The 18,768-nt window shown below is 64.3% G+C and carries 15 protein-coding genes; 10 read left to right on the top strand and 5 right to left on the bottom strand.

Annotation, left to right across the window (positions count from 1 at the left end; genetic code table 11):
- Positions 1 to 30: 30 nt before the first annotated feature.
- On the top strand, positions 31 to 2,643 hold the full coding sequence (gene clpB, locus ABJO18_RS09455) for an ATP-dependent chaperone ClpB (RefSeq protein WP_348507070.1): 2,613 nt from the start codon (positions 31 to 33) through the stop codon (positions 2,641 to 2,643).
- A gap of 41 nt (positions 2,644 to 2,684) precedes the next feature.
- Here the strand turns inward: clpB and ABJO18_RS09450 are convergent, their stop codons facing one another.
- Complete coding sequence (locus tag ABJO18_RS09450) at positions 2,685 to 3,119, bottom strand: glyoxalase superfamily protein (RefSeq protein ID WP_348507075.1); 435 nt, start codon at positions 3,117 to 3,119, stop codon at positions 2,685 to 2,687.
- Between the two features lie 238 nt (positions 3,120 to 3,357).
- Positions 3,358 to 4,842 carry a peptidoglycan DD-metalloendopeptidase family protein gene (locus ABJO18_RS09445; RefSeq protein ID WP_348507071.1) on the bottom strand — a complete coding sequence of 495 codons (1,485 nt, stop codon included), beginning with the start codon at positions 4,840 to 4,842 and terminating at the stop codon, positions 3,358 to 3,360.
- Positions 4,843 to 5,074: 232 nt separating this feature from the next.
- Between ABJO18_RS09445 and ABJO18_RS09440 the strand changes: the two genes are divergently transcribed.
- The 6 genes from ABJO18_RS09440 (at position 5,075) to ABJO18_RS09415 (ending at position 11,562) form a co-directional block, all read left to right on the top strand.
- A complete protein-coding gene (locus tag ABJO18_RS09440) occupies positions 5,075 to 5,746 on the top strand; it encodes a histidine phosphotransferase family protein (RefSeq protein WP_348507072.1) in 672 nt (223 codons plus the stop codon).
- 130 nt (positions 5,747 to 5,876) lie between these two features.
- Positions 5,877 to 8,663, top strand: coding sequence for a chemotaxis protein CheA (locus ABJO18_RS09435; protein WP_348515855.1), 2,787 nt, complete (start codon positions 5,877 to 5,879; stop codon positions 8,661 to 8,663).
- On the top strand, positions 8,660 to 9,145 hold the full coding sequence (locus ABJO18_RS09430; RefSeq protein WP_348507377.1) for a chemotaxis protein CheW: 486 nt from the start codon (positions 8,660 to 8,662) through the stop codon (positions 9,143 to 9,145). The genes ABJO18_RS09435 and ABJO18_RS09430 overlap by 4 nt, the downstream gene beginning before the upstream one ends.
- A gap of 13 nt (positions 9,146 to 9,158) precedes the next feature.
- A complete protein-coding gene (locus tag ABJO18_RS09425; protein ID WP_271185647.1) occupies positions 9,159 to 9,533 on the top strand; it encodes a response regulator in 375 nt (124 codons plus the stop codon).
- Between the two features lie 11 nt (positions 9,534 to 9,544).
- The gene (locus tag ABJO18_RS09420) at positions 9,545 to 10,723 is read left to right on the top strand and encodes a chemotaxis response regulator protein-glutamate methylesterase (protein ID WP_348507378.1); all 1,179 of its coding nucleotides are present in this window, start codon (positions 9,545 to 9,547) and stop codon (positions 10,721 to 10,723) included.
- Between the two features lie 2 nt (positions 10,724 to 10,725).
- A complete protein-coding gene (locus tag ABJO18_RS09415) occupies positions 10,726 to 11,562 on the top strand; it encodes a protein-glutamate O-methyltransferase CheR (protein ID WP_348507379.1) in 837 nt (278 codons plus the stop codon).
- Between the two features lie 78 nt (positions 11,563 to 11,640).
- Here the strand turns inward: ABJO18_RS09415 and ABJO18_RS09410 are convergent, their stop codons facing one another.
- Both ABJO18_RS09410 and ABJO18_RS09405 read right to left on the bottom strand, forming a co-directional pair.
- Positions 11,641 to 12,255: a hypothetical protein gene (locus ABJO18_RS09410; RefSeq protein ID WP_348507380.1), complete on the bottom strand. Its 615-nt coding sequence runs from the start codon at positions 12,253 to 12,255 to the stop codon at positions 11,641 to 11,643.
- Between the two features lie 127 nt (positions 12,256 to 12,382).
- A complete protein-coding gene (locus ABJO18_RS09405; protein WP_271185652.1) occupies positions 12,383 to 13,078 on the bottom strand; it encodes a response regulator transcription factor CtrA in 696 nt (231 codons plus the stop codon).
- Positions 13,079 to 13,606: 528 nt separating this feature from the next.
- On the opposite strand from ABJO18_RS09405, the gene fliI reads away from it, so the two are divergent.
- Together fliI and fliJ are read left to right on the top strand one after the other, a co-directional pair.
- Entirely contained in the window at positions 13,607 to 14,950 is a 1,344-nt protein-coding gene (gene fliI, locus ABJO18_RS09400; RefSeq protein ID WP_348507383.1) for a flagellar protein export ATPase FliI, read from the top strand.
- Entirely contained in the window at positions 14,947 to 15,363 is a 417-nt protein-coding gene (gene fliJ, locus ABJO18_RS09395) for a flagellar export protein FliJ (RefSeq protein WP_291883230.1), read from the top strand. The genes fliI and fliJ overlap by 4 nt, the downstream gene beginning before the upstream one ends.
- Positions 15,364 to 15,553: 190 nt before the next feature.
- Here the strand turns inward: fliJ and ABJO18_RS09390 are convergent, their stop codons facing one another.
- Positions 15,554 to 17,638: a TonB-dependent receptor gene (locus tag ABJO18_RS09390; RefSeq protein WP_348507381.1), complete on the bottom strand. Its 2,085-nt coding sequence runs from the start codon at positions 17,636 to 17,638 to the stop codon at positions 15,554 to 15,556.
- A gap of 130 nt (positions 17,639 to 17,768) precedes the next feature.
- On the opposite strand from ABJO18_RS09390, the gene ABJO18_RS09385 reads away from it, so the two are divergent.
- Positions 17,769 to 18,767: a DUF6607 family protein gene (locus tag ABJO18_RS09385; protein WP_348515854.1), complete on the top strand. Its 999-nt coding sequence runs from the start codon at positions 17,769 to 17,771 to the stop codon at positions 18,765 to 18,767.
- The last annotated feature ends 1 nt before the right edge of the window (position 18,768 follow it).

Raw genomic sequence — 18,768 nt, 5'->3', positions numbered from 1 at the left:
ACGTTATCTCGCCTGATTTGGGAGATCGATATGGATTTTGAGAAATATACAGACCGTGCGCGGTCGATCGTCCAGGCTGCCCAGGGCCTGGCGCTGAAATCGAACCACCAGCAATTTGCCCCCGAGCACCTGCTCAAGGCGCTGCTCGACGATGAGGCGGGTCTCGCCGCCAACCTCGTGGAGGCCGCCGGCGGCCGTATCCGCCAGGTGCAGGACGGTACCGCCCAGGCGCTTGCCGCCATTCCAAAAGTGGAAGGCGGGCAGGGCAAGCTCTACCTCGCGCCGGACACTGCCAAGGTTTTCGGTGCTGCCGAGGAAGCGGCCCAGAAGGCCGGCGACCAGTATATCACCGCCGAACGCCTGCTGCAGGCGATCAGCCTGACGGCCGGCAACAAGGCCTATGACACGCTCAAGGCCTCCGGCGTCACGCCGCAGGCGCTCAACACCGCGATCAATGATCTGCGCCAGGGCCGCACCGCCGACAGCCAGTCGGCCGAGGACAGCTATGAGGCGCTGAAGAAATATGCCCGCGACCTCACCGAAGTCGCGCGCGAAGGCAAGCTCGACCCGGTGATCGGCCGCGACGAGGAAATCCGCCGCGCCATCCAGGTCCTCTCCCGCCGCACCAAGAACAATCCCGTCCTGATCGGCGAACCCGGCGTCGGCAAGACCGCCATCGCCGAAGGTCTGGCCCTGCGCATCGTCAATGGCGATGTGCCGGAAAGCCTGAAGGAAAAGAAGCTGCTGGCGCTGGACATGGGCGCGCTGATCGCCGGTGCGAAATATCGCGGCGAGTTCGAGGAGCGCCTGAAATCCGTGCTCAACGAGGTGCAGTCGGCCAATGGCCAGATCATCCTCTTCATCGACGAGATGCATACCCTCGTCGGCGCCGGCAAGACCGATGGCGCGATGGATGCGTCCAACCTGTTGAAGCCCGCTCTGGCGCGCGGCGAGCTGCACTGTGTCGGTGCGACGACGCTGGACGAATACCGCAAGCATGTGGAGAAGGATGCCGCGCTCGCCCGCCGTTTCCAGCCGGTCTTCGTCGACGAGCCGTCGGTGGAGGACACCATCTCCATCCTGCGCGGCCTGAAGGAGAAGTACGAGGTGCACCATGGCGTGCGCATCGCCGACAGCGCCATCGTCGCTGCGGCCAATCTCTCCAACCGCTACATCACCGACCGCTTCCTGCCGGACAAGGCTATCGACCTGATGGACGAGGCCGCCTCGCGCCTGCGCATGCAGGTCGACTCGAAGCCGGAGGAGCTCGACGAGATCGATCGCCGGGCGATCCAGCTGAAGATCGAGGCCGAAGCGCTGAAGAAGGAAAATGACGACGCGTCGAAGGAACGCCTGAAGACGCTCGAAAAGGAAATCGCCGAGCTGGAAAGCCGCTCCGCCGAGCTGACCGCGACCTGGCGCGCCGAGAAGGAAAAGCTCGCCTCCGCGACCACGATCAAGGAAGCGCTGGAGCGGGCCCGCAACGAGCTGGTCGATGCGGAACGCCGCGGCGATCTGGGCCGGGCCTCCGAGATCAAGTATGGCCGCCTGCCGGAGCTGGAGCGTCAGCTTGCCGAGGCGGAGGCCGAGGGCGATGGTGCTGACGGCCAGATGGTGCAGGAAGTCGTCGATGACGAGCAGATCGCCCATGTCGTCTCGCGCTGGACCGGTGTGCCGGTCGACAAGATGCTGGAAGGCGAGCGCGACAAGCTGTTGCGCATGGAAGAGGCGCTGCATGGCCGCGTTGTCGGTCAGCAGGCGGCGCTGGAAGCCGTGTCCGACGCGGTGCGCCGGGCGCGGGCGGGTCTGAAGGATCCGGCGCGTCCCATCGGCTCCTTCCTCTTCCTCGGCCCCACGGGTGTCGGCAAGACCGAGCTGACCAAGGCGCTCGCGGAATTCCTGTTCGACGACGAGACCGCGGTCACGCGGATGGACATGTCGGAATACATGGAGAAACACTCCGTCGCCCGCATGATCGGCGCGCCTCCGGGCTATGTCGGCTATGAGGAAGGCGGTGCCCTGACCGAAGCCGTCCGCCGCCGTCCCTACCAGGTCGTGCTGCTGGACGAGATCGAGAAGGCGCACCCGGACGTGTTCAACGTGCTGCTGCAGGTGCTCGACGACGGACGCCTGACCGACGGCCAGGGCCGCACGGTGGATTTCCGCAACACGATCATCATCATGACGTCGAATCTCGGCGCCGAATTCCTGCAACAGGTCGAGGATGCCGAACAGGCCCGCGACCAGGTGATGACCGCCGTGCGCGGACATTTCCGGCCGGAATTCCTCAACCGGGTCGACGAGATCATCCTGTTCCGCAAGCTGGCGCAGGAGCATATGGGCGCCATCGTCGACATCCAGATCGAGCGTCTCGCCCACCTCTTGGAAGATCGCCGCATGACGATCGAGCTGGACGGCAGCGCCCGCGACTGGCTCGCTGCAAAGGGCTATGACCCGGCCTATGGCGCCCGCCCGCTCAAGCGGGTGATCCAGAAGGAGCTGCAGGACCCGCTGGCCCGGCTGCTGCTGGAAGGCAAGATCAAGGACGGCGACACGATCCAGGTCTCCACCGAGGCCGGCGTGCTCACCGTCAACGGCGTCGCCGTCGGCGTCAAACCGCCGCTCCAGGCCGTGGTGAACTGACAGAAAGAGCGGGCCCGGGTGATATCCCCGGGCCCGCTTTTTTACATCCGGATTTCCAGGTGCGGGCGTCCGTCCGATGTCCGCGACGCCGAGACGCCATTGCGGCCGATCGTGCCGTTCACGCGTTTGCGCCAGGCGGAAAAACTGTCGAACGTCACCACGTCGACAGCCTCGTCCAGATCCAGCGTCACACGATAGCGCGCGCCGTCATTCAGCCGGGTCAGGCCGATCACCTCGGCGGTGAAGGCCTGGCCGAGATAGGTGCCGGACACTTTCGCGCCCAGCGACAAGGGTTCGGCCGGACGATTGCCGGTTGCGGCGTGGATCGTGTTCCAGTCGCGATAGCCGTATTGCCGGGCGACAAGCTCCAGCGCTTCGGAATGGGAAATGAAATTGCCCTCCGCCTCGAGCGATTTGCGCAGGCGTTTCGCCTGGGCCTTCAGCCCGTCGAGCGCAGGGAGGAGTTGGGTCGTCATGTCTTCAGCCTCATGCAGGTGCTGCATGCGGTCTTCTCGATGGGTGCCCGCCTTGCCATCCCGCCGCACAGCAACTGTTTCGGCAAAGATCATGTGCGGGAGAATTTCACCGTGGCTTGCGCCTGCGGGCGGCAGGCATCTCCCGTGCCCGAGAGCGTCACATAGTGCGACATGGGTGCAACGTCAATGTTGCTCCAATGTCGCGTCCATGTGTGCGGTATGAGGGTGTTCCGTACGCCTACTGGGCGCCATTCCCGGAATCCGCCATCAACGGCGCATCGCCGCTCGATGCAGACGGTGCCGCATCGCGGATCGCCAGGATCCGGTCCCGCTCGGCTTCGAACAGCGCGATCTCGCTATCCGCCAGCTGCCGGCCGGTCGGCAGGTCGAGCGTCATCGGGTTCACCGGATTGCCGTTTTGATGCACTTCATAATGCAGGTGCGGACCGGTTGAGCGGCCAGTCGTGCCGACATAGCCGATGGTCTGGCCCTGGGTCACGCGTGTCCCGGCACGAATGCCGCGGGCGATATTGTTGAGGTGCGCATAGGCGGTCTGGTAGCCATTGGCGTGGCGGATACGGATATAATTGCCGAAGCTGCCGAACCGGTTGGCCCGCTCCACGACACCATTGCCCGCCGCCATGATCGGCGTGCCGGTCGGGGCCGCGAAATCGGTGCCGTTATGGCGGCGCGTATAGCCGAGGATCGGGTGACGGCGTGCGCGCGAGAAGTGCGAGGACAGGCGCGCACCATTGATCGGCGTGAGCATCAGCAGGCGTTCGACGCTGGCGCCGTCCGCCGAGTAATAGCCGACGATCCCGTCGGGCGTCTCGAAACGGAAGAATTCCTTCGGCTCGCCGCGGCCGGCATAGCGGGCATAGAGAATGTCGCCGGTGCGGGCGACATCGCCCTCATCGTCGATCATGCGCTCGAAGAGAATGTCGAAACCGTCGCCCGGCTGGATCGAGCGCTGGAAGTCGATCGCATAACCCAGAACGCCGGCCAGTTCGACGACCACACGGTCGGTAGCGCCGGCATTGAGGGCGTCGACATAGAGCGATGTGTTGATCTCGCCGGTCGCGCGGACGAGTTCCCGCTCGAACGTCGCATGGGTTTCGCGGGCGCGATAATGATCGTCCCACGTCCGGGCAACGGTGATCGACCGCTCGACATCGGGCCGGAAGGACAGGCCGTTCAGACGAACCGCTGAAGCCTCGTCGCCGCCTTCGGCGTCCGGCGTCGTCTCGACATAGAGCCGGATACGCTCGCCGACGGGCAGGCGGCGCAGGTCGTAGACCGTGCTGAGCGCTGAAATTGCGCGCGCGGCCTCGACGCGGTCAATGCCGGCATCGTCGAGCAGGCCGGCGAGCGTGCCGCCGCTGGGCACCACCCGTTCAACCTGGATCGTGGTGGCACAGGCCACACAATCGGTGAAAGCCGAATAGTTCAGTTCGACCGGGTCGAGCGCGACCGCCAGCGTCATCGGCGGCGGTTGCAGCACGTCCTGGCTCGACGCGACCTGGCTGGCTTCGGCCAGCAGCTGGCTGTTGTCGGCGACCGGCGTGTCGAGCGCCGTCTGGCGGTCGATCGGAGACGCATCGCTTTGCGGCTCATTGCTGGTCATGAGGGCGATAAGAAGCACCGCGGAGAGCGTCAGGCTGGCAGCAGCCACAAGGCCACGGGTGCGGTGGGTGTCGGCACGGGATACGTCAAATCCGGACATGTCGGCGTCCATACTCCGGTCAGCTCGTTAACACACGGCGTGTCACACGTGATGTCTAGCAAGTCTCGCGCCGCCCGAAGCCGTATCGCCCCAGAATGGCCGAGCGCCCCCTCAAAAGCCGTGTGAACCATGGCTTGGACCGATCCGGTTGCCAAGTCCTTTACGGCGGAGCATTGCAGATTCGACTGCGAAAAGGGGCGAGAGACTGCGAGAATCGTGTATCGATGACGACATGCTCGACGAATTTCCCTCCGAACTGACCGCCGAACAGCTTGCCGCACTGCTGTGCGCCCGGCTGTGCCATGACCTTGTCAGCCCCGTTTCGGCCCTGGGCGCGGCCCTGAGCGTTCTGGACGATCAGGACTCGGCAGACATGCATGAAGACGCGATGGTGCTGGTGCGCGAAAGCGCCCGCCAGGCCCAGGCGAAGCTGGAATTCTCGCGTCTTGCATTCGGCGCCGGCGGCTCGGCTCCGGGCATTCTGGATACCCGTGAACTGCGCCGTTTGACCGAGAACATGTTCTCGGCCTTCAAGCCGGAGATTGTCTGGAAAGTCGAAGCGACGGGGCTCGAAAAGGCAGCCGCACGTCTGTTGCTCAATCTGTGCACCCTCGGCGTCGATGCGGCGCCGCGTGGCGGTACGGTGACGGTCGAGGCGACGGACGCTGCAGGCGGTGCGCGTCTGCGCATTGTCACGGAAGGCCCCCGGGCACGGCTTGAAGCGGGCACCGCGCTCGCCCTGGAAGGCCAGGCGCCGGAACACGGTTTCGACGGGCGCTCGATCCAGCCTTATTACACGGCGCTCATCGCGCGTTCGGCTGGCGGCCGCGTCAGTGCGCATGCGGATGGCGAGCGGGTCGAATTTGTCGCCCTGGTCAAGCCGCCGGAAGGCATGATCGGCTAGGCCTGCAAGGCGAGGCCAAACCAGATAATATTCTATTCGTATTGTAGATGAGAATAGGCTCCCCGAGCCAACAGTCCGTTAACTAAGGGCTGGCAGGTTGTGCTGGAATCAAGACCGCACGGGGCCTGCCATGGATGATCTCATCAGTGAGTTTTTGACGGAAACAGCCGAAAGCCTGGACGTCATCGACGCGGAGCTGGTGCGTTTCGAGAATAACCCGGAAGACCGGGCCATTCTCGACAACATTTTCCGCCTTCTCCACACCATCAAAGGGACTTGCGGCTTCCTGGGGCTTCCCCGGCTGGAAGCTGTCGCGCACGCCGGCGAAACGCTGCTGGGCAAGTTCCGCGATGGCGAACTTGCCGTATCGCCGCCGATGGTGACGCTCGTCCTCGAGGCGATCGACCAGATCAAGGTGCTGCTGGAATCTCTCGAGGAAACCGGCGCTGAGCCGGCCGGCGAAGACAGCGCCCTGATTTCCAAGCTTGAAGATGCGGCCATGGGCAAGCTGGAAGGTGCCGTCCAGCCGGATGCGCCGCAGAAGCCTGAAAACTGGGACGAAGACCTTGGCCGCGAACTGCGTCCGGGCGAAGTCTCGCTGGCCGATCTGGAAGCTGCCTTCCAGGGCGCCGATATCGATCCCGCCAATGATCCGGGCGATGCCGCGCCGGCAGAGAGTGCGCCCGTGCAGCACCTCGGCGTCGGCGATTTCGATCCGGAACTGGGACGTGAACTGCGTCCGGGTGAAGTATCCGCTGCCGAACTCGAAGCGGCCTTCATGAGCGCCGATGTCGACCCGGGCAATGAGCCGGAAGCGCCCAAGGCGTTCATCACTGACGATATGAGCCATGAAGAAGCGCTGCAGTCGGCCATGGCCGAGCTGAAGGGTGTCGATCACGTCGCCGGTGGCGAGGGCGGTCCGCGTGTCCAGCAGACGGTGCGTGTCACCGTGGACGTGCTGGAAGGTCTGATGACGACCGTTTCCGAGCTCGTGCTGACCCGCAACCAGCTGATGCAGACCATTCGCGGCATGGAAGACGAGGAGCTCAAGGGGCCCCTCCAGCGCCTGTCTGCCGTTACCGGCGAGCTGCAGGACGGGGTCATGAAGACCCGCATGCAGCCGATCGGCGACGCCTGGCGCAAGCTGCCGCGCATCATTCGCGACGTCTCGACGGATCTCGGCAAGAAGATCGAACTGGTCATGGAAGGCCAGGACACCGAGCTGGACCGTCAGGTGCTCGAGCTGATCAAGGATCCGCTCACCCACATGGTCCGCAACTCGGCCGATCACGGCCTCGAGATGCCGGCCGACCGGGTCAAGGCCGGCAAGCCCGAGAAGGGCCGGATCAAGCTGTCCGCCTATCATGAAGGCGGCCACATCATCATCTCCATTTCCGATGACGGGAAGGGGCTGGACACCAAGCGCATCGGCGAAAAGGCCCTTGAGAAGGGGCTGACAACGCACGACGAGCTGGAGCGGATGACCGAAGCGCAGATCCACCGCTTCATCTTCGCACCGGGCTTCTCGACGGCGGCCAAGGTGACCAACCTGTCCGGCCGCGGCGTCGGCATGGACGTGGTTCGCACGAATATCGAGCAGATCGGCGGCGTGGTGGACGTGGCGTCCACGGCTGGCCGCGGCTCGCATTTCTCGATCAAGATCCCGCTGACCCTGGCCATCGTGTCGGCCCTGATCGTCGGCTGCGACGAGCAGCGCTTCGCGATCCCGCAACTGGCTGTGCGCGAACTGGTGCGCGTCGGCGCCGGGTCGGAGCACACGGTTGAGAAACTGCACGGTGCCCGCGTGATGCGTCTGCGCGATCGCCTGATGCCGATCGTCGACCTGCACGACGTGCTCGGTGTCGGCGAAGCCTATAGCGGCGGTGAAGACGAAGCGGCCTTCGTGGTCGTGCTCGACGCCGGCGGCCGCAATGTCGGCCTCGTCGTCGACAATGTCCTCGACACCGAGGAAATCGTCGTGAAGCCGCTCTCGGAATCGCTGCGTAATGTGTCGGCCTATTCCGGTGCGACCATCCTGGGCGACGGTTCTGTCATCATGATCCTCGATCCGAACGGCCTGGCGGGCGAGATCGTGTCGGCGATGGAAGAGGAAGCTGTGAACGACATGGCCAGCGCTTCGGTCACCGAACTGGCGCAACAGACCCAGCGTCTGCTCCTGGTCCGCGCCGGCGGTACGGAACCCAAGGCGGTTCCGCTGGCCCTGGTTACGCGCCTGGAAGAGTTCGAGCCGGATACCATTGAGACCACCAATGGCCGCCAGGTTGTCCAGTATCGTGGCCGCCTGATGCCGATCGTGCCGCTGGGCTCGGAAATCCGCTGCACGGAAGGCCAGCGTCTGCCGGTCCTCGTCTTCGCCGAGAACCACACGGCCATCGGTCTCGCGGTCGACCAGATCGTCGATGTCGTCGAGGAACGCGTCGACATGCAGATGTCCTCCGACAAGCAGGGCGTCATCGGGTCTGCCATCATCAAGGGCAAGGCCACGGATGTGGTCGATATCGCCTGGTATCTCGATCAGTCGCGCGCCAGCGATATCCAGCGCCGCTCGTCCTCGCACCGCCGCAAGGTGCTGCTGGTCGATGCCGACGCTTTTGCCCGCCGCATGATCGCGCCGCTGCTGGCTGCTGCCGGCTATGACGTGACGCCGGCCGGCGGCATGCACGAGGTCAAGTCGATTGCCGAAGCGGGCGAGCATTTCGATGCGCTCGTCGGCGACCCGGCTGCCCTGGACCGCATCCGCAATGAAGGCATGTGGACCAATCTGCCGGCTCTGGCTGTGACAGACTGGCCTGAAGATACTCCGGCCGACGGCCTCACGGTCGTCCTGCCGCGCTCTGACCGCGGTGCGCTGATTGCCGCGCTCGACGAGGTTTCCCAAGAGGAGAAAGTGGCATGAGCTCGCAGCATAGCGACAATTCCGGCCTCGGCGCCGAAGCGATGAACGAGTATGTGTCCGTCCGTATCGGCGATCAGCTGTTCGGCGCGCCGGTCGATGCGATCCGCGAGGTGTTCGCGCCGCAATCGGTAACGCATGTCCCGCTCGCTCCCGGCGAGGTCGCCGGTCTTCTGAACCTGCGCGGCCGCATCGTCACGGCCATCGACGCCCGCCGGCGCCTGGGCCTGACCCCGCGCGAGAAGACCGAGACCGGAATGGCGCTCGGTGTTGAACGCGGGAACGAAATCTTCGGACTTATCGTCGACAGTGTCGGTGAAGTGCTGCGTCGCCCGCGGTCCGAACTCGAACCGGTCCCGGCCCATGTCGATGCGCGCTGGCGTTCCATGGTCAAGGGCGTTCACCGGCTGGAAAAGGAACTGCTCGCAGTTCTCGACGTTTCGGCCGTCATCGGTACGGCCGGCCAGACCAACAAGGCTGCCTAGCGGAGGGTAAGGCATGAGAACCTGTCTCGTCGTGGACGACTCCCGGGTGATCCGGAAAGTCGCTCGCAAAATTCTTGAAGAGCTCGACTTCGAATGTGTCGAAGCGGCGGACGGATCCGAAGCGCTCGACGCCTGCCGCAAGCAGATGCCCGACGCAATCCTGCTCGACTGGAACATGCCGGTCATGAACGGGCTCGACTTCGTCAAGGCGCTGCGCCGCGAGGAGGGTGGTGACAAGCCGGTCGTGGTGTTCTGCACCACCGAAAACGACATGGCACACATCACCGAAGCCCTGCGTGCGGGTGCCGACGAATACGTCATGAAGCCCTTCGACGGTGAAATCATCGAATCCAAGCTGCAGCAAACCGGATTGCTTCGCGCCTCTTGAGGGAGTTTCCCATGCCGGAACTCGCCACTACGGGCGCGGCCGCCAACCCCATTGCCAAGGTTCTCGTGATCGACGACTCCGCTGTCGCACGTGGCCTGATGACCCGCTGGGTCGATGAAGATCCCGATCTCGCGCTTGTCGGCGCGGCGGTCGATGGCGAGCAGGGCCTGAAAAAGGCCGAAGAGCTCAGGCCCGACCTGATCGTGCTCGATGTTGAAATGCCCAAGATGGACGGCCTGGCCGCCCTGCCGCTGCTGCTGAAGGCCGTGCCGGGCTGCAAGGTCGTGATGGCCTCCACACTGACGCGCCGCGGCGGTGAAGTGACCATCCGCGCCCTGTCCATGGGCGCGGCCGACTACGCGCCCAAGCCGCAGGCTGGCCGTCTGGCCGGTGCCGAGGAATTCCGCCGCGATCTCCTGTCCAAGCTGAAGGCTCTGGCGCCGCGTCCGATCCCGCCGGTTCCCACGGCGCGGGACATCCCGTCGACGCCTGCGCCGGCGATCCGCACCATCACACCTGCGCCTGCCGCTCCCAGCGCGCCGGTCCGCAAGGCGTTTGCACCGACGGCACAGCCGCCGGCCTCGCGCGGGGCGGTCGCGCGTCATACGGTGCGCCCGGAAATCATTGCCATCGGCTCCTCCACCGGTGGTCCGCAGGCGTTGCGCGATGTCGTCGCCGCTTTCGGAACCGATATCCGTGTTCCGATCGTCGTGGCCCAGCACATGCCGGCCCTGTTCACCAAGATCCTGGCGGAACACCTGTCCAAGGCCTCGTCCCTGCGCTGCAAGGAAGCCGAGGACGGCGAACGCCTCGTCGCGGGCAGCCTCTACATTGCACCGGGCGACTTCCATCTGACCGTCCGCAAGGATGCGGCCGGCTTCTACGCGGTGCTCGACCAGACGCCGCCGATCAATTTCTGCCGCCCCGCCGTCGACCCGCTGTTCCAGTCGGTGACCGAGGTGACCGGTGGCAAGGCGCTGGGCATCATCCTGACGGGGATGGGGCATGACGGCCGCGAAGGCTCGCGCATCCTGCGCAGTGCCGGCGGCACGATCCTCGCCCAGGACGAAGCAACCAGTGTGGTCTGGGGCATGCCCGGCGCTGTCGCCGCGGCCGGCCTGGCCGATGAAATCCTGCCGCTCAACCGGATCGGCTCGTCGATCGTCCAGCGCGCGAAGAACGGGATGTGACCATGATCAAGATCGAAGACATCACTTTCGTGGCGGCCGAAGCCTACAAGCGCTCCGGCCTCGTCCTGTCGACCGACAAGGGGTATCTGCTGGAAAGCCGTCTGGCACCGCTGGCGCGGGCCGAGGGCTATCCGTCGATCGAGGCCCTGATCGCCGCGGCGCGCCGTGAAAGCAATGACCGCCTGCTCTGGGCGATCACCGAGGCGCTGGCGACGCACGAGACCTTCTTCTTCCGCGACAACACGCCGTTCGACCTGTTCAAGCAGGAAATCCTGCCGGTGCTCTCGCGGGCCCGCGGCAACATGTCGACCATCCGGATCTGGTGCGCGGCCTGCTCGTCGGGCCAGGAGCCCTATTCGCTGGCGATGATCCTGGAAGAGGAAAAGGCCCGCCTGGGCGGTCTGCGCTTCGAGATCGTCGCGACCGATATGGCGCCGCGTGTGCTGGAAAAGGCCAAGGCCGGCGTCTACTCGCAGTTCGAGGTCCAGCGGGGTCTGGCGATCCAGCGCCTGGTGACGCATTTCGACCAGTCCGGCGACCAGTGGCGCATCAAGCCGAACCTGCGCTCAATGGTGACCTTCCAGAAGCAGAACCTGCTGGAGAACTTCTCCGGCATGGGCACGTTCGACGTCATCTTCTGCCGCAATGTGCTGATCTATTTCGATGCCGACACCAAGAAGAAGATCCTGCAGCGGCTCGCCGCGCAGACCGCGAGCGATGGCTATCTGATCATGGGCGCTGCCGAGACTGTGGTCGGCCTGTCGCAGGACTTTGCGCCGGTCGAAGGCCGCCGTGGGCTGTATGGCCGCTCCGGCGCGGCGAAGTCGGCTGCAGCCTGACACGCCTGACGGCTTTTACCGAACAAGGAAGGCGCGGCCCCACCGGGAGCCGCGCCTTTTTCGTGTCCGGCGGAGTCTCTAGGGCGCGATCGCGTCTGCGCGCACGGCGTCCATCATCTCGTAGAGCAATTGTGTCGCCGGTTCACGCATGGCGTCGATATAGGACGCGTCGGAAGACGTGACGGCGACACCCAGCCGGACGCGCCGGAAGTTGCCGTCCGCACCGTAAAGCAGTTCGGAAAAGCCGATATAGTAAGGCCCGTCGCCCTCATCCTCGATCCCGGTACAAACCTCCCAGCGGGCATCCGCCGTCGATGCTGCCGAGACCGGATGGATGGCCGGTGTGTCGCAACCTGCGTCCGGCGCCGGCATGCGGTCGTCCTCTTCCAGCGTGTCGGGATCGACAGGCAGCGGATTGCCCTGCGCATCGTGGCGCTCGATGTTGCTGGCATCGACATCGACGCCATAGCTCATGGACCATTGGGCCCCGCGCGCATCGGCCTCTTCTTCGAACCGGTCCATCGCCATTTCGAGGCGGGCTGTGAGGGCGTCGGGATCATCCACCGTGAGGCCGCCGATTTGCGCAATCTGGTTGACCAGTTCCAGGGTGAGGGCAAGTGCGTCGTCCTCGCTGTCGGCGAGCGCGACAGGTGTGACACTGATACAGACGAGCAAAGCGGCAAGCCAGCGCATGGCGATCTCCTTCACGGCTGGCCAAGGCTAGCGGCTGAGCTTCGAGCGGAAAAACCCCTGAACAGGGGACATGAAAAAACCCGGACGTCGCCGCCCGGGTTTTCTCAGGTTCGGTTGTGAGGCCGGATCAGGCGGACGCCTTTTCCTCTACCGGGTCACGCAGCACATAGCCGCGGCCCCAGACCGTCTCGATATAGTGTTCGCCACTGGTGGCCGCAGCGAGCTTCTTGCGGAGCTTGCAGATGAAGACGTCGATGATCTTCAGCTCCGGCTCGTCCATGCCGCCATAAAGGTGGTTCAGGAACATTTCCTTGGTGAGCGTCGTCCCCTTGCGCAGGGAGAGCAGCTCGAGCATCTGGTATTCCTTGCCGGTCAGGTGCACGCGCTGGCCATCGACCTCGACCGTCTTGGCGTCGAGGTTCACGGCGATCGAACCGGTGCGGATGATCGACTGGGAATGGCCCTTCGAGCGGCGGACGATGGCGTGGATGCGCGCGATCATCTCATCCTTGTGGAAGGGCTTGGTCATATAATCGTCGGCGCCGCAGCCCAGGCCGCGCACCTTGTTGTCGATGTCGGCATTGCCCGTGAGGATCAGGATGGGCGTGTCGATCTTCGCCATGCGAAGCGTCTTGAGCACATCGAAACCCGGCATGTCAGGCAGGTTCAGGTCAAGCAGGATGATGTCGTAATCATACAGCTTGCCGAGGTCGACGCCTTCCTCACCGAGGTCGGTCGTATAGATATTGAAGCCGTCGGACTTCAGCATCAGCTCGATGGACTGGGCAGTCGCCCGATCGTCCTCAATAAGAAGAACCCGCATTGGTTCGCCTCCGGTTTCGTTGTGCGGGCGAATCAGTGCCGCCCGGCCTCACGTCTGTGATTAACCTTATTTGGACGCTAGGCGGAAACCCTTAACGAAAGTTAAGCGCTGCTTGACCCTGTTTCGGAATCGTCAATTCGAGAAAAATCTGACGTTCCGCTTGATTCGAGAATCCCGTTAACGATTCAGGGGTTAACGCGTGTGATGAATCCCCTGGCAGCGTAAAATTTCGCGAATTGATCAAATATAACGTGCATAAAGTATAGCCTCAGGAAGGTGCGATCTGCCCGTTCTGGAACGGAAATTCGGCTCCAGAGCCCGTCCTGGAAGGCTTCCCGAGTTTTCCACAGGACATTGTATCGATAGCGAGACTCACCCGGTGGAATCGAGTCCGTGAGCCTCCGGGAATCAGCTGCGCGACGCCGTGCAAAAAATGCCGGGTGTTTACGTCGGAGCAACCGCGTTGGGTATATTGTCTCCGGGAACTGGCATTTTCGCCACAGGAAGCAGGGCGGGTTTACCCGTATGATGCAGACCCTCATCGATCGCATCGATCGCCTCGACGACCGGGTGCTGGAAGGACGGATCACCGCCCTGAACGGCCTGCTTGTCGAAGCCGAGGGCCCCAAGGCGGGGCTCTCGCTGGGCGCGCATGCCCTGATCGAGACGGGTGAGGGTGTCGCGGAATGCGAGATTGTGGGTTTCCGGGGCGAGACCGCCCTGATGATGCCCTTCGGTCCGCTGGAAGGCGTTCGGCCCGGTGCCCGGGTCCGCCTTCAGCCCGAAGCCGCCCGCGTTCGTCCGTCACAGGCCTGGCTGGGCCGGGTGCTCGACGGTTTCGGACGTCCGCTGGACAATGGCGGGCCGCTTACCGAAGGCGGTATCCCCTATCCGCTCAAGGGCAACCCGCCGGGCGCGCATGGACGCGCACGCCTGGGGACCAAGCTCGACCTGGGTGTTCGCGTGCTCAACGCCTTCGTGCCCATGCGGCGCGGTCAGCGTCTGGGCATCTTCGCAGGGTCGGGTGTCGGCAAGTCTGTTCTGATGTCGATGCTGGCGCGGGCCTGCGACGCCGACGTCATCGTGATCGGCCTGATCGGCGAACGGGGCCGTGAAGCCCGCGAATTTGTCGACGACGTGCTGGGCCCGGAAGGCCGCAAGCGCTCCGTCGTCATCACCGAAACCTCCGATGCGCCGGCCCTCGCACGCCGCCAGGCGGCACACCTCACCCTGACGACCGCGGAATATTTCCGCGACCAGGGCAAGGACGTGCTGTGCCTGATGGACAGTGTGACCCGGTTTGCACTCGCCCAGCGCGAGATCGGCCTGGCGGCCGGCGAACCGCCGACGACGCGGGGCTATACGCCGTCGGTCTTCGCTGAACTGCCGCGTCTTCTGGAGCGCGCCGGACCGGGCCCTGAACGCCGCGATGGCGGACGTCAGGGGACGATCACCGGCCTGTTCACCGTCCTGGTCGACGGCGACGATCACAACGAACCCATTGCCGATGCCGTCCGCGGGATCCTGGACGGCCACGTCGTGATGAGCCGGGCCATTGCCGAGCGCGGCCGCTATCCCGCGATCGATGTTCTCAAGTCCGTCAGCCGGACGGCACCGGAAGTCTATGACCCGCCGCAGCGCCCGTTTGTGGCCGAAGCGCGCAAATTGCTGTCGGCCTATGCCGACATGGAAGAATTGATCCGGCTGGGGGCTTACACCCAGGGATCGAACCCGGATGTGGACCGGGCAATTGCTCTCAACGAACCGTTGGAAGCATTCCTCGGGCAGCAAAAAGACGAAGCGGCGGACATTCCGTCGACATTCGCGCTGCTGTCCGAGATTTTGGGTGGTGGTGAAGGAGGGCGGTCATGACACGCTCACATGAACCCTTGATCCGGCTGGCCCGGTTCAAGGTTGAAGAACTCCAGAAACAGATGGCAGAGCTCGATCGCTCCCGCCAGGCTCTGATCGACCAGATCGAACGGCTCGAGGCCTCGGTGCCGGAAGAGCAGGCGGTCGCGGCCGAGTCGAAGGAAGGCTTCCTGGCCTATGGCTCCTACGCCCAGGCCGTGATCAAGCGGAAGGAAAACATCCGCCTGTCGCTCGAGGAAGTGGATATCCAGGCCAATGCGCTGCGCGGCCGGTTGTCCGAAGCCTTCCAGGAGCTCAAGAAGTACGAGCTGCTCGAGGAACGGCGTCTGGCCCGGATCGAGAAAGCCGTGCGCGCGGCCGAGCAGGACGAGCTGGACGAGATCGCCCAGGTGCGTCACCGCCGCCCCAACTGACGGACAAAAAAGGTCCCGGCCTTGAAGAAGACCGGGACCAATGAGTTCGTAGTTTCCCACCTACGAGGTTCCCCTGGCCGGAACGGCCGGGAGACATTGAGAGGAAGGCCGGGGAGGCCGCCTTCCTCTTGAGTGCTTGTGGTCGCATTTCCGAACCGCGAAACCGGTCCCCACTTTCGCTGGAAATGCTCTAGAAGCTTTGCGTCCAGCCGATATCGAAGCGGACCGAACGGCCCGGCTCGCTGACGCCGGCGAAGACGCGGTCATAGTCGTGGTCCAGCAGGTTCTCGACGCCGGCATTCAGGCTCAGCCCGTGCTCGGCAAATGGCCGCCAGCGGGCATAGACATCCGTCACGACATAGCCGGCACGGTGCTCGGCCGGATCCAGCGGTTCGTCATACTCGCCGGCCGCCTCGATGCGGCCGCCCAGGATCAGGCGGTACTGGTCAAAGCTCCAGCGGCCGTCGACGAACAGACGCGTCGGGGCCAGCGACCCGATCGGATCGCCCGACTGGGCATCCTTGCCATCGATCCCCGTCAGAGACGCATCGAGCGAGAAGGGGCCTTCGGCAAAGCTCGCCTGGATTTCATAGCCCGACAGGTCTGCCGAACCCACATTGCTGCTCTGCGTCGTGCCGGCCGTACAGGGCAGGAAGGGCGGCGCGAAGCAGCTGCCGTCGAAGGCGAAGTCGACCGACAGGTCGATCAGGTTTTCCGCTTCGGTCTCGTACCAGGAGGCGCGCAGGTCCAGCCGGTCGACGCCGACACGGTCCGCCAGATCGACACCGAAACCGATTTCCAGGGTTTCGGTTTCTTCGGGCAGCAGGTCCGGATTGGCGATGAAATTGTTCGACACGAAGATCGGGGCGCCGAGGATCGGGTGCGGGAAGGAGAAGTGCGTGCCGTCCAGATAGAGCTCATTGATCGACGGTGCGCGGAAAGCCTCGCCCCAGCTGACGAAGACGTTGAATGTATCGACCGGCGCATAGGTCAGGCCCAGACGCCGCGAAACGGCGTCGTTCGACACGGCGGCGCTGGACGGTGTCGAGGTCTCGAACTCGTCATAGCGCACGCCCGGCAGAACGATCACGCGGCCGGGCAGGCCGAAGGGCGCCGGGCCGTCGAGTTCAAGCTGGGCCCAGCCCGCCGTGAACTGGCTGTCGGCATCGGGAGCGCCGCCACGCGTGCCGTCCGGATCGGAGCTGTCGAACCCGTCCTGGCTGTCTTCATAGTATTCACCGCCAACGGTCAGGCCGGCCTCATAGGCACCCAGATTGAATTCGAAACGCTGGTCGCCGCGAATACCGACGGTTTCCAGATCGCGGCGCAATTGCCGGCCGGAGATCGTCTCGCGTTCGTCGACGCCGGTTTCATTGCGGTAGACCGTCAGTTCCAGGTCCAGCCAGTCGATCGTGCTCGGCGCGATCACGGCGGTAAGCGTCAGATTGTCGGCCGTGATGTCCTTGTCGACGAGGGCGTTCAGCGGGTCGACACCGGCATTGCCCTGGCCATTATTGGGTTCAGTCACATCGCCCGAAAGACTCTGCCAGCTCAGCTCGGCACGCAGACCGTCGCCGAAATCATTGCCGATCTTGATCAGGCTGGAGAAGGATTCGTCGTCGGCCGGCAGGTCATTGCCGGACCCCAGACTGATATCGCCGGAGGAACGGGCGGAGATGGAGGCCAGGAAGTCTGCCGTGCCGGCGCGGCCATACACGCTGGCAGAGCCGCGGGTTTCCTCGTCCACCGACCGGTAACCGGCGCCGAGGGAATAGCCCCAGCTTTCGCCGTCATCCAGCAGATCGTGGGCGCTGGCCGTGCGGAAGGAGACGACACCGCCCGATGCGCCGGATCCGTAGATCGCCGATGCCGGGCCGCGCACCGCTTCGACGCCCACCAGCAGGGCCGGGTCGATAAAGAAGACACCGTCATGGCCGGAGGAATAATTCTGGCGGGCGCCATCGAGCAGCAGCGTGGTGTTTTCCCGTCCCTGACCGCGCAGCGCGATCGTCTGGCCGGTGCGGCGCGGGCCGCCGGCAACGTCGAGGCCGGGCATGGAACGCAGCAGATCGTCGAGATCGGCCGGGCGTCGCAGATCCAGCGCTTCCGCGTCGATGGAGGCCGTCATGCCGGGATAAACGAACGCGTCCAGCTTCGTGTAGGTCGCTTCGACCACGATGACATCGGCATCGGCATTCGTTGCGTCTGCATCCTGGGTCAGGCCCGGAGCGGTGAGGGCAAAGGCGGCAACGCCGGCAAGCAACACGGTTTTCATTTCGATGTCCCTAAGTGCGAATGATTATCAGTTGCTCGTGTTCTGCCTCTTGCTTTTTGAGATTGCAAGTGAGAATTCTTCTTAGAAACATGCCTGTGCCTTCGGGCACGTCTGATGGATGAGGGTTTTCATGAAGATCGCCTATCTTGCTGCCGTTGCGGCCGTACTGACGGCCGGCGGCTGCGCCACCACGAACACTGCAGCTGGCGGGGAGACCGCGGCTGTCGCGCAAATGCCGGAACGCTCGCGCGCTCTTTACGAGCAGGACCGCGCGGCGATCCTGGCGATGCAGGGCGAATACGCGGTGACGTTCGATTTCCGTGAGACGGTGCCGGTCGCTGACGGTTATGAACTGGCCGAGCCCAAGCTGACACCGGCCCGCGAGGTCGTGATCGTCGTCGAGGATACCGGCGACTTCATCATGCTTCAGCACCTTCTGATCGTGGGAGCGGAGGAAGAGCCCTTCATCGTCAAGCACTGGCGCCAGGACTGGCGCTACGAGCCGGAAACCGTGCTGGCCTTCCAGGGGCATGACGACTGGACCGTTGAAGCGGTTCCCGCTGCCGAAGCCGCCGGTGCCTGGTCGCAGACCGTCTACCAGGTCGATGACAGCCCGCGCTATGCCGCGGTCGCGCCCTGGACCCATGATGCCGATGGCGTTTCGACCTGGGAGCCGCCGGTCTCCTGGCGTCCGCTGCCGCGCCGCGACGACACCACGCGTGACGACTATGACGTCATTGCAGCCGTGAACCGCCACACCGTCATGCCGTGGGGCTGGACCCACGAGCAGGACAATTCCAAGCTTGTCGTCGAAGAGGATGGCGCGGTCCACGAGCTCGTGCGCGAGATCGGCGTGAACACCTATCGCAATACCGATCTGAGCAATGACCGGGCCGCTCACGACTACTGGGCTGCGACGCAAGATTACTGGGCGATGGTGCGCGGCTATTTCGACAATCTGGAAACCGGCACGCAGGGCTTCCACATCGAGGACGATGCGGAAGGCACACTGCTCTACGGGCCGGTGCTCGAGGCAGGCCAGCGTGTCCTGTTCGGCATCGCCACGGCTGAAGAGGCCTATGCCGAAGCCGAGACCCTGCTGAACAGCCAGATCACGGTTGTCGAATAAG

The organism is Maricaulis sp., from assembly GCF_039978735.1.
Taxonomy (GTDB): domain Bacteria; phylum Pseudomonadota; class Alphaproteobacteria; order Caulobacterales; family Maricaulaceae; genus Maricaulis.
The sequence above is the reverse complement of the archived record's forward strand: the minus strand, read 5'-3'. Positions and strand labels throughout refer to the sequence as shown.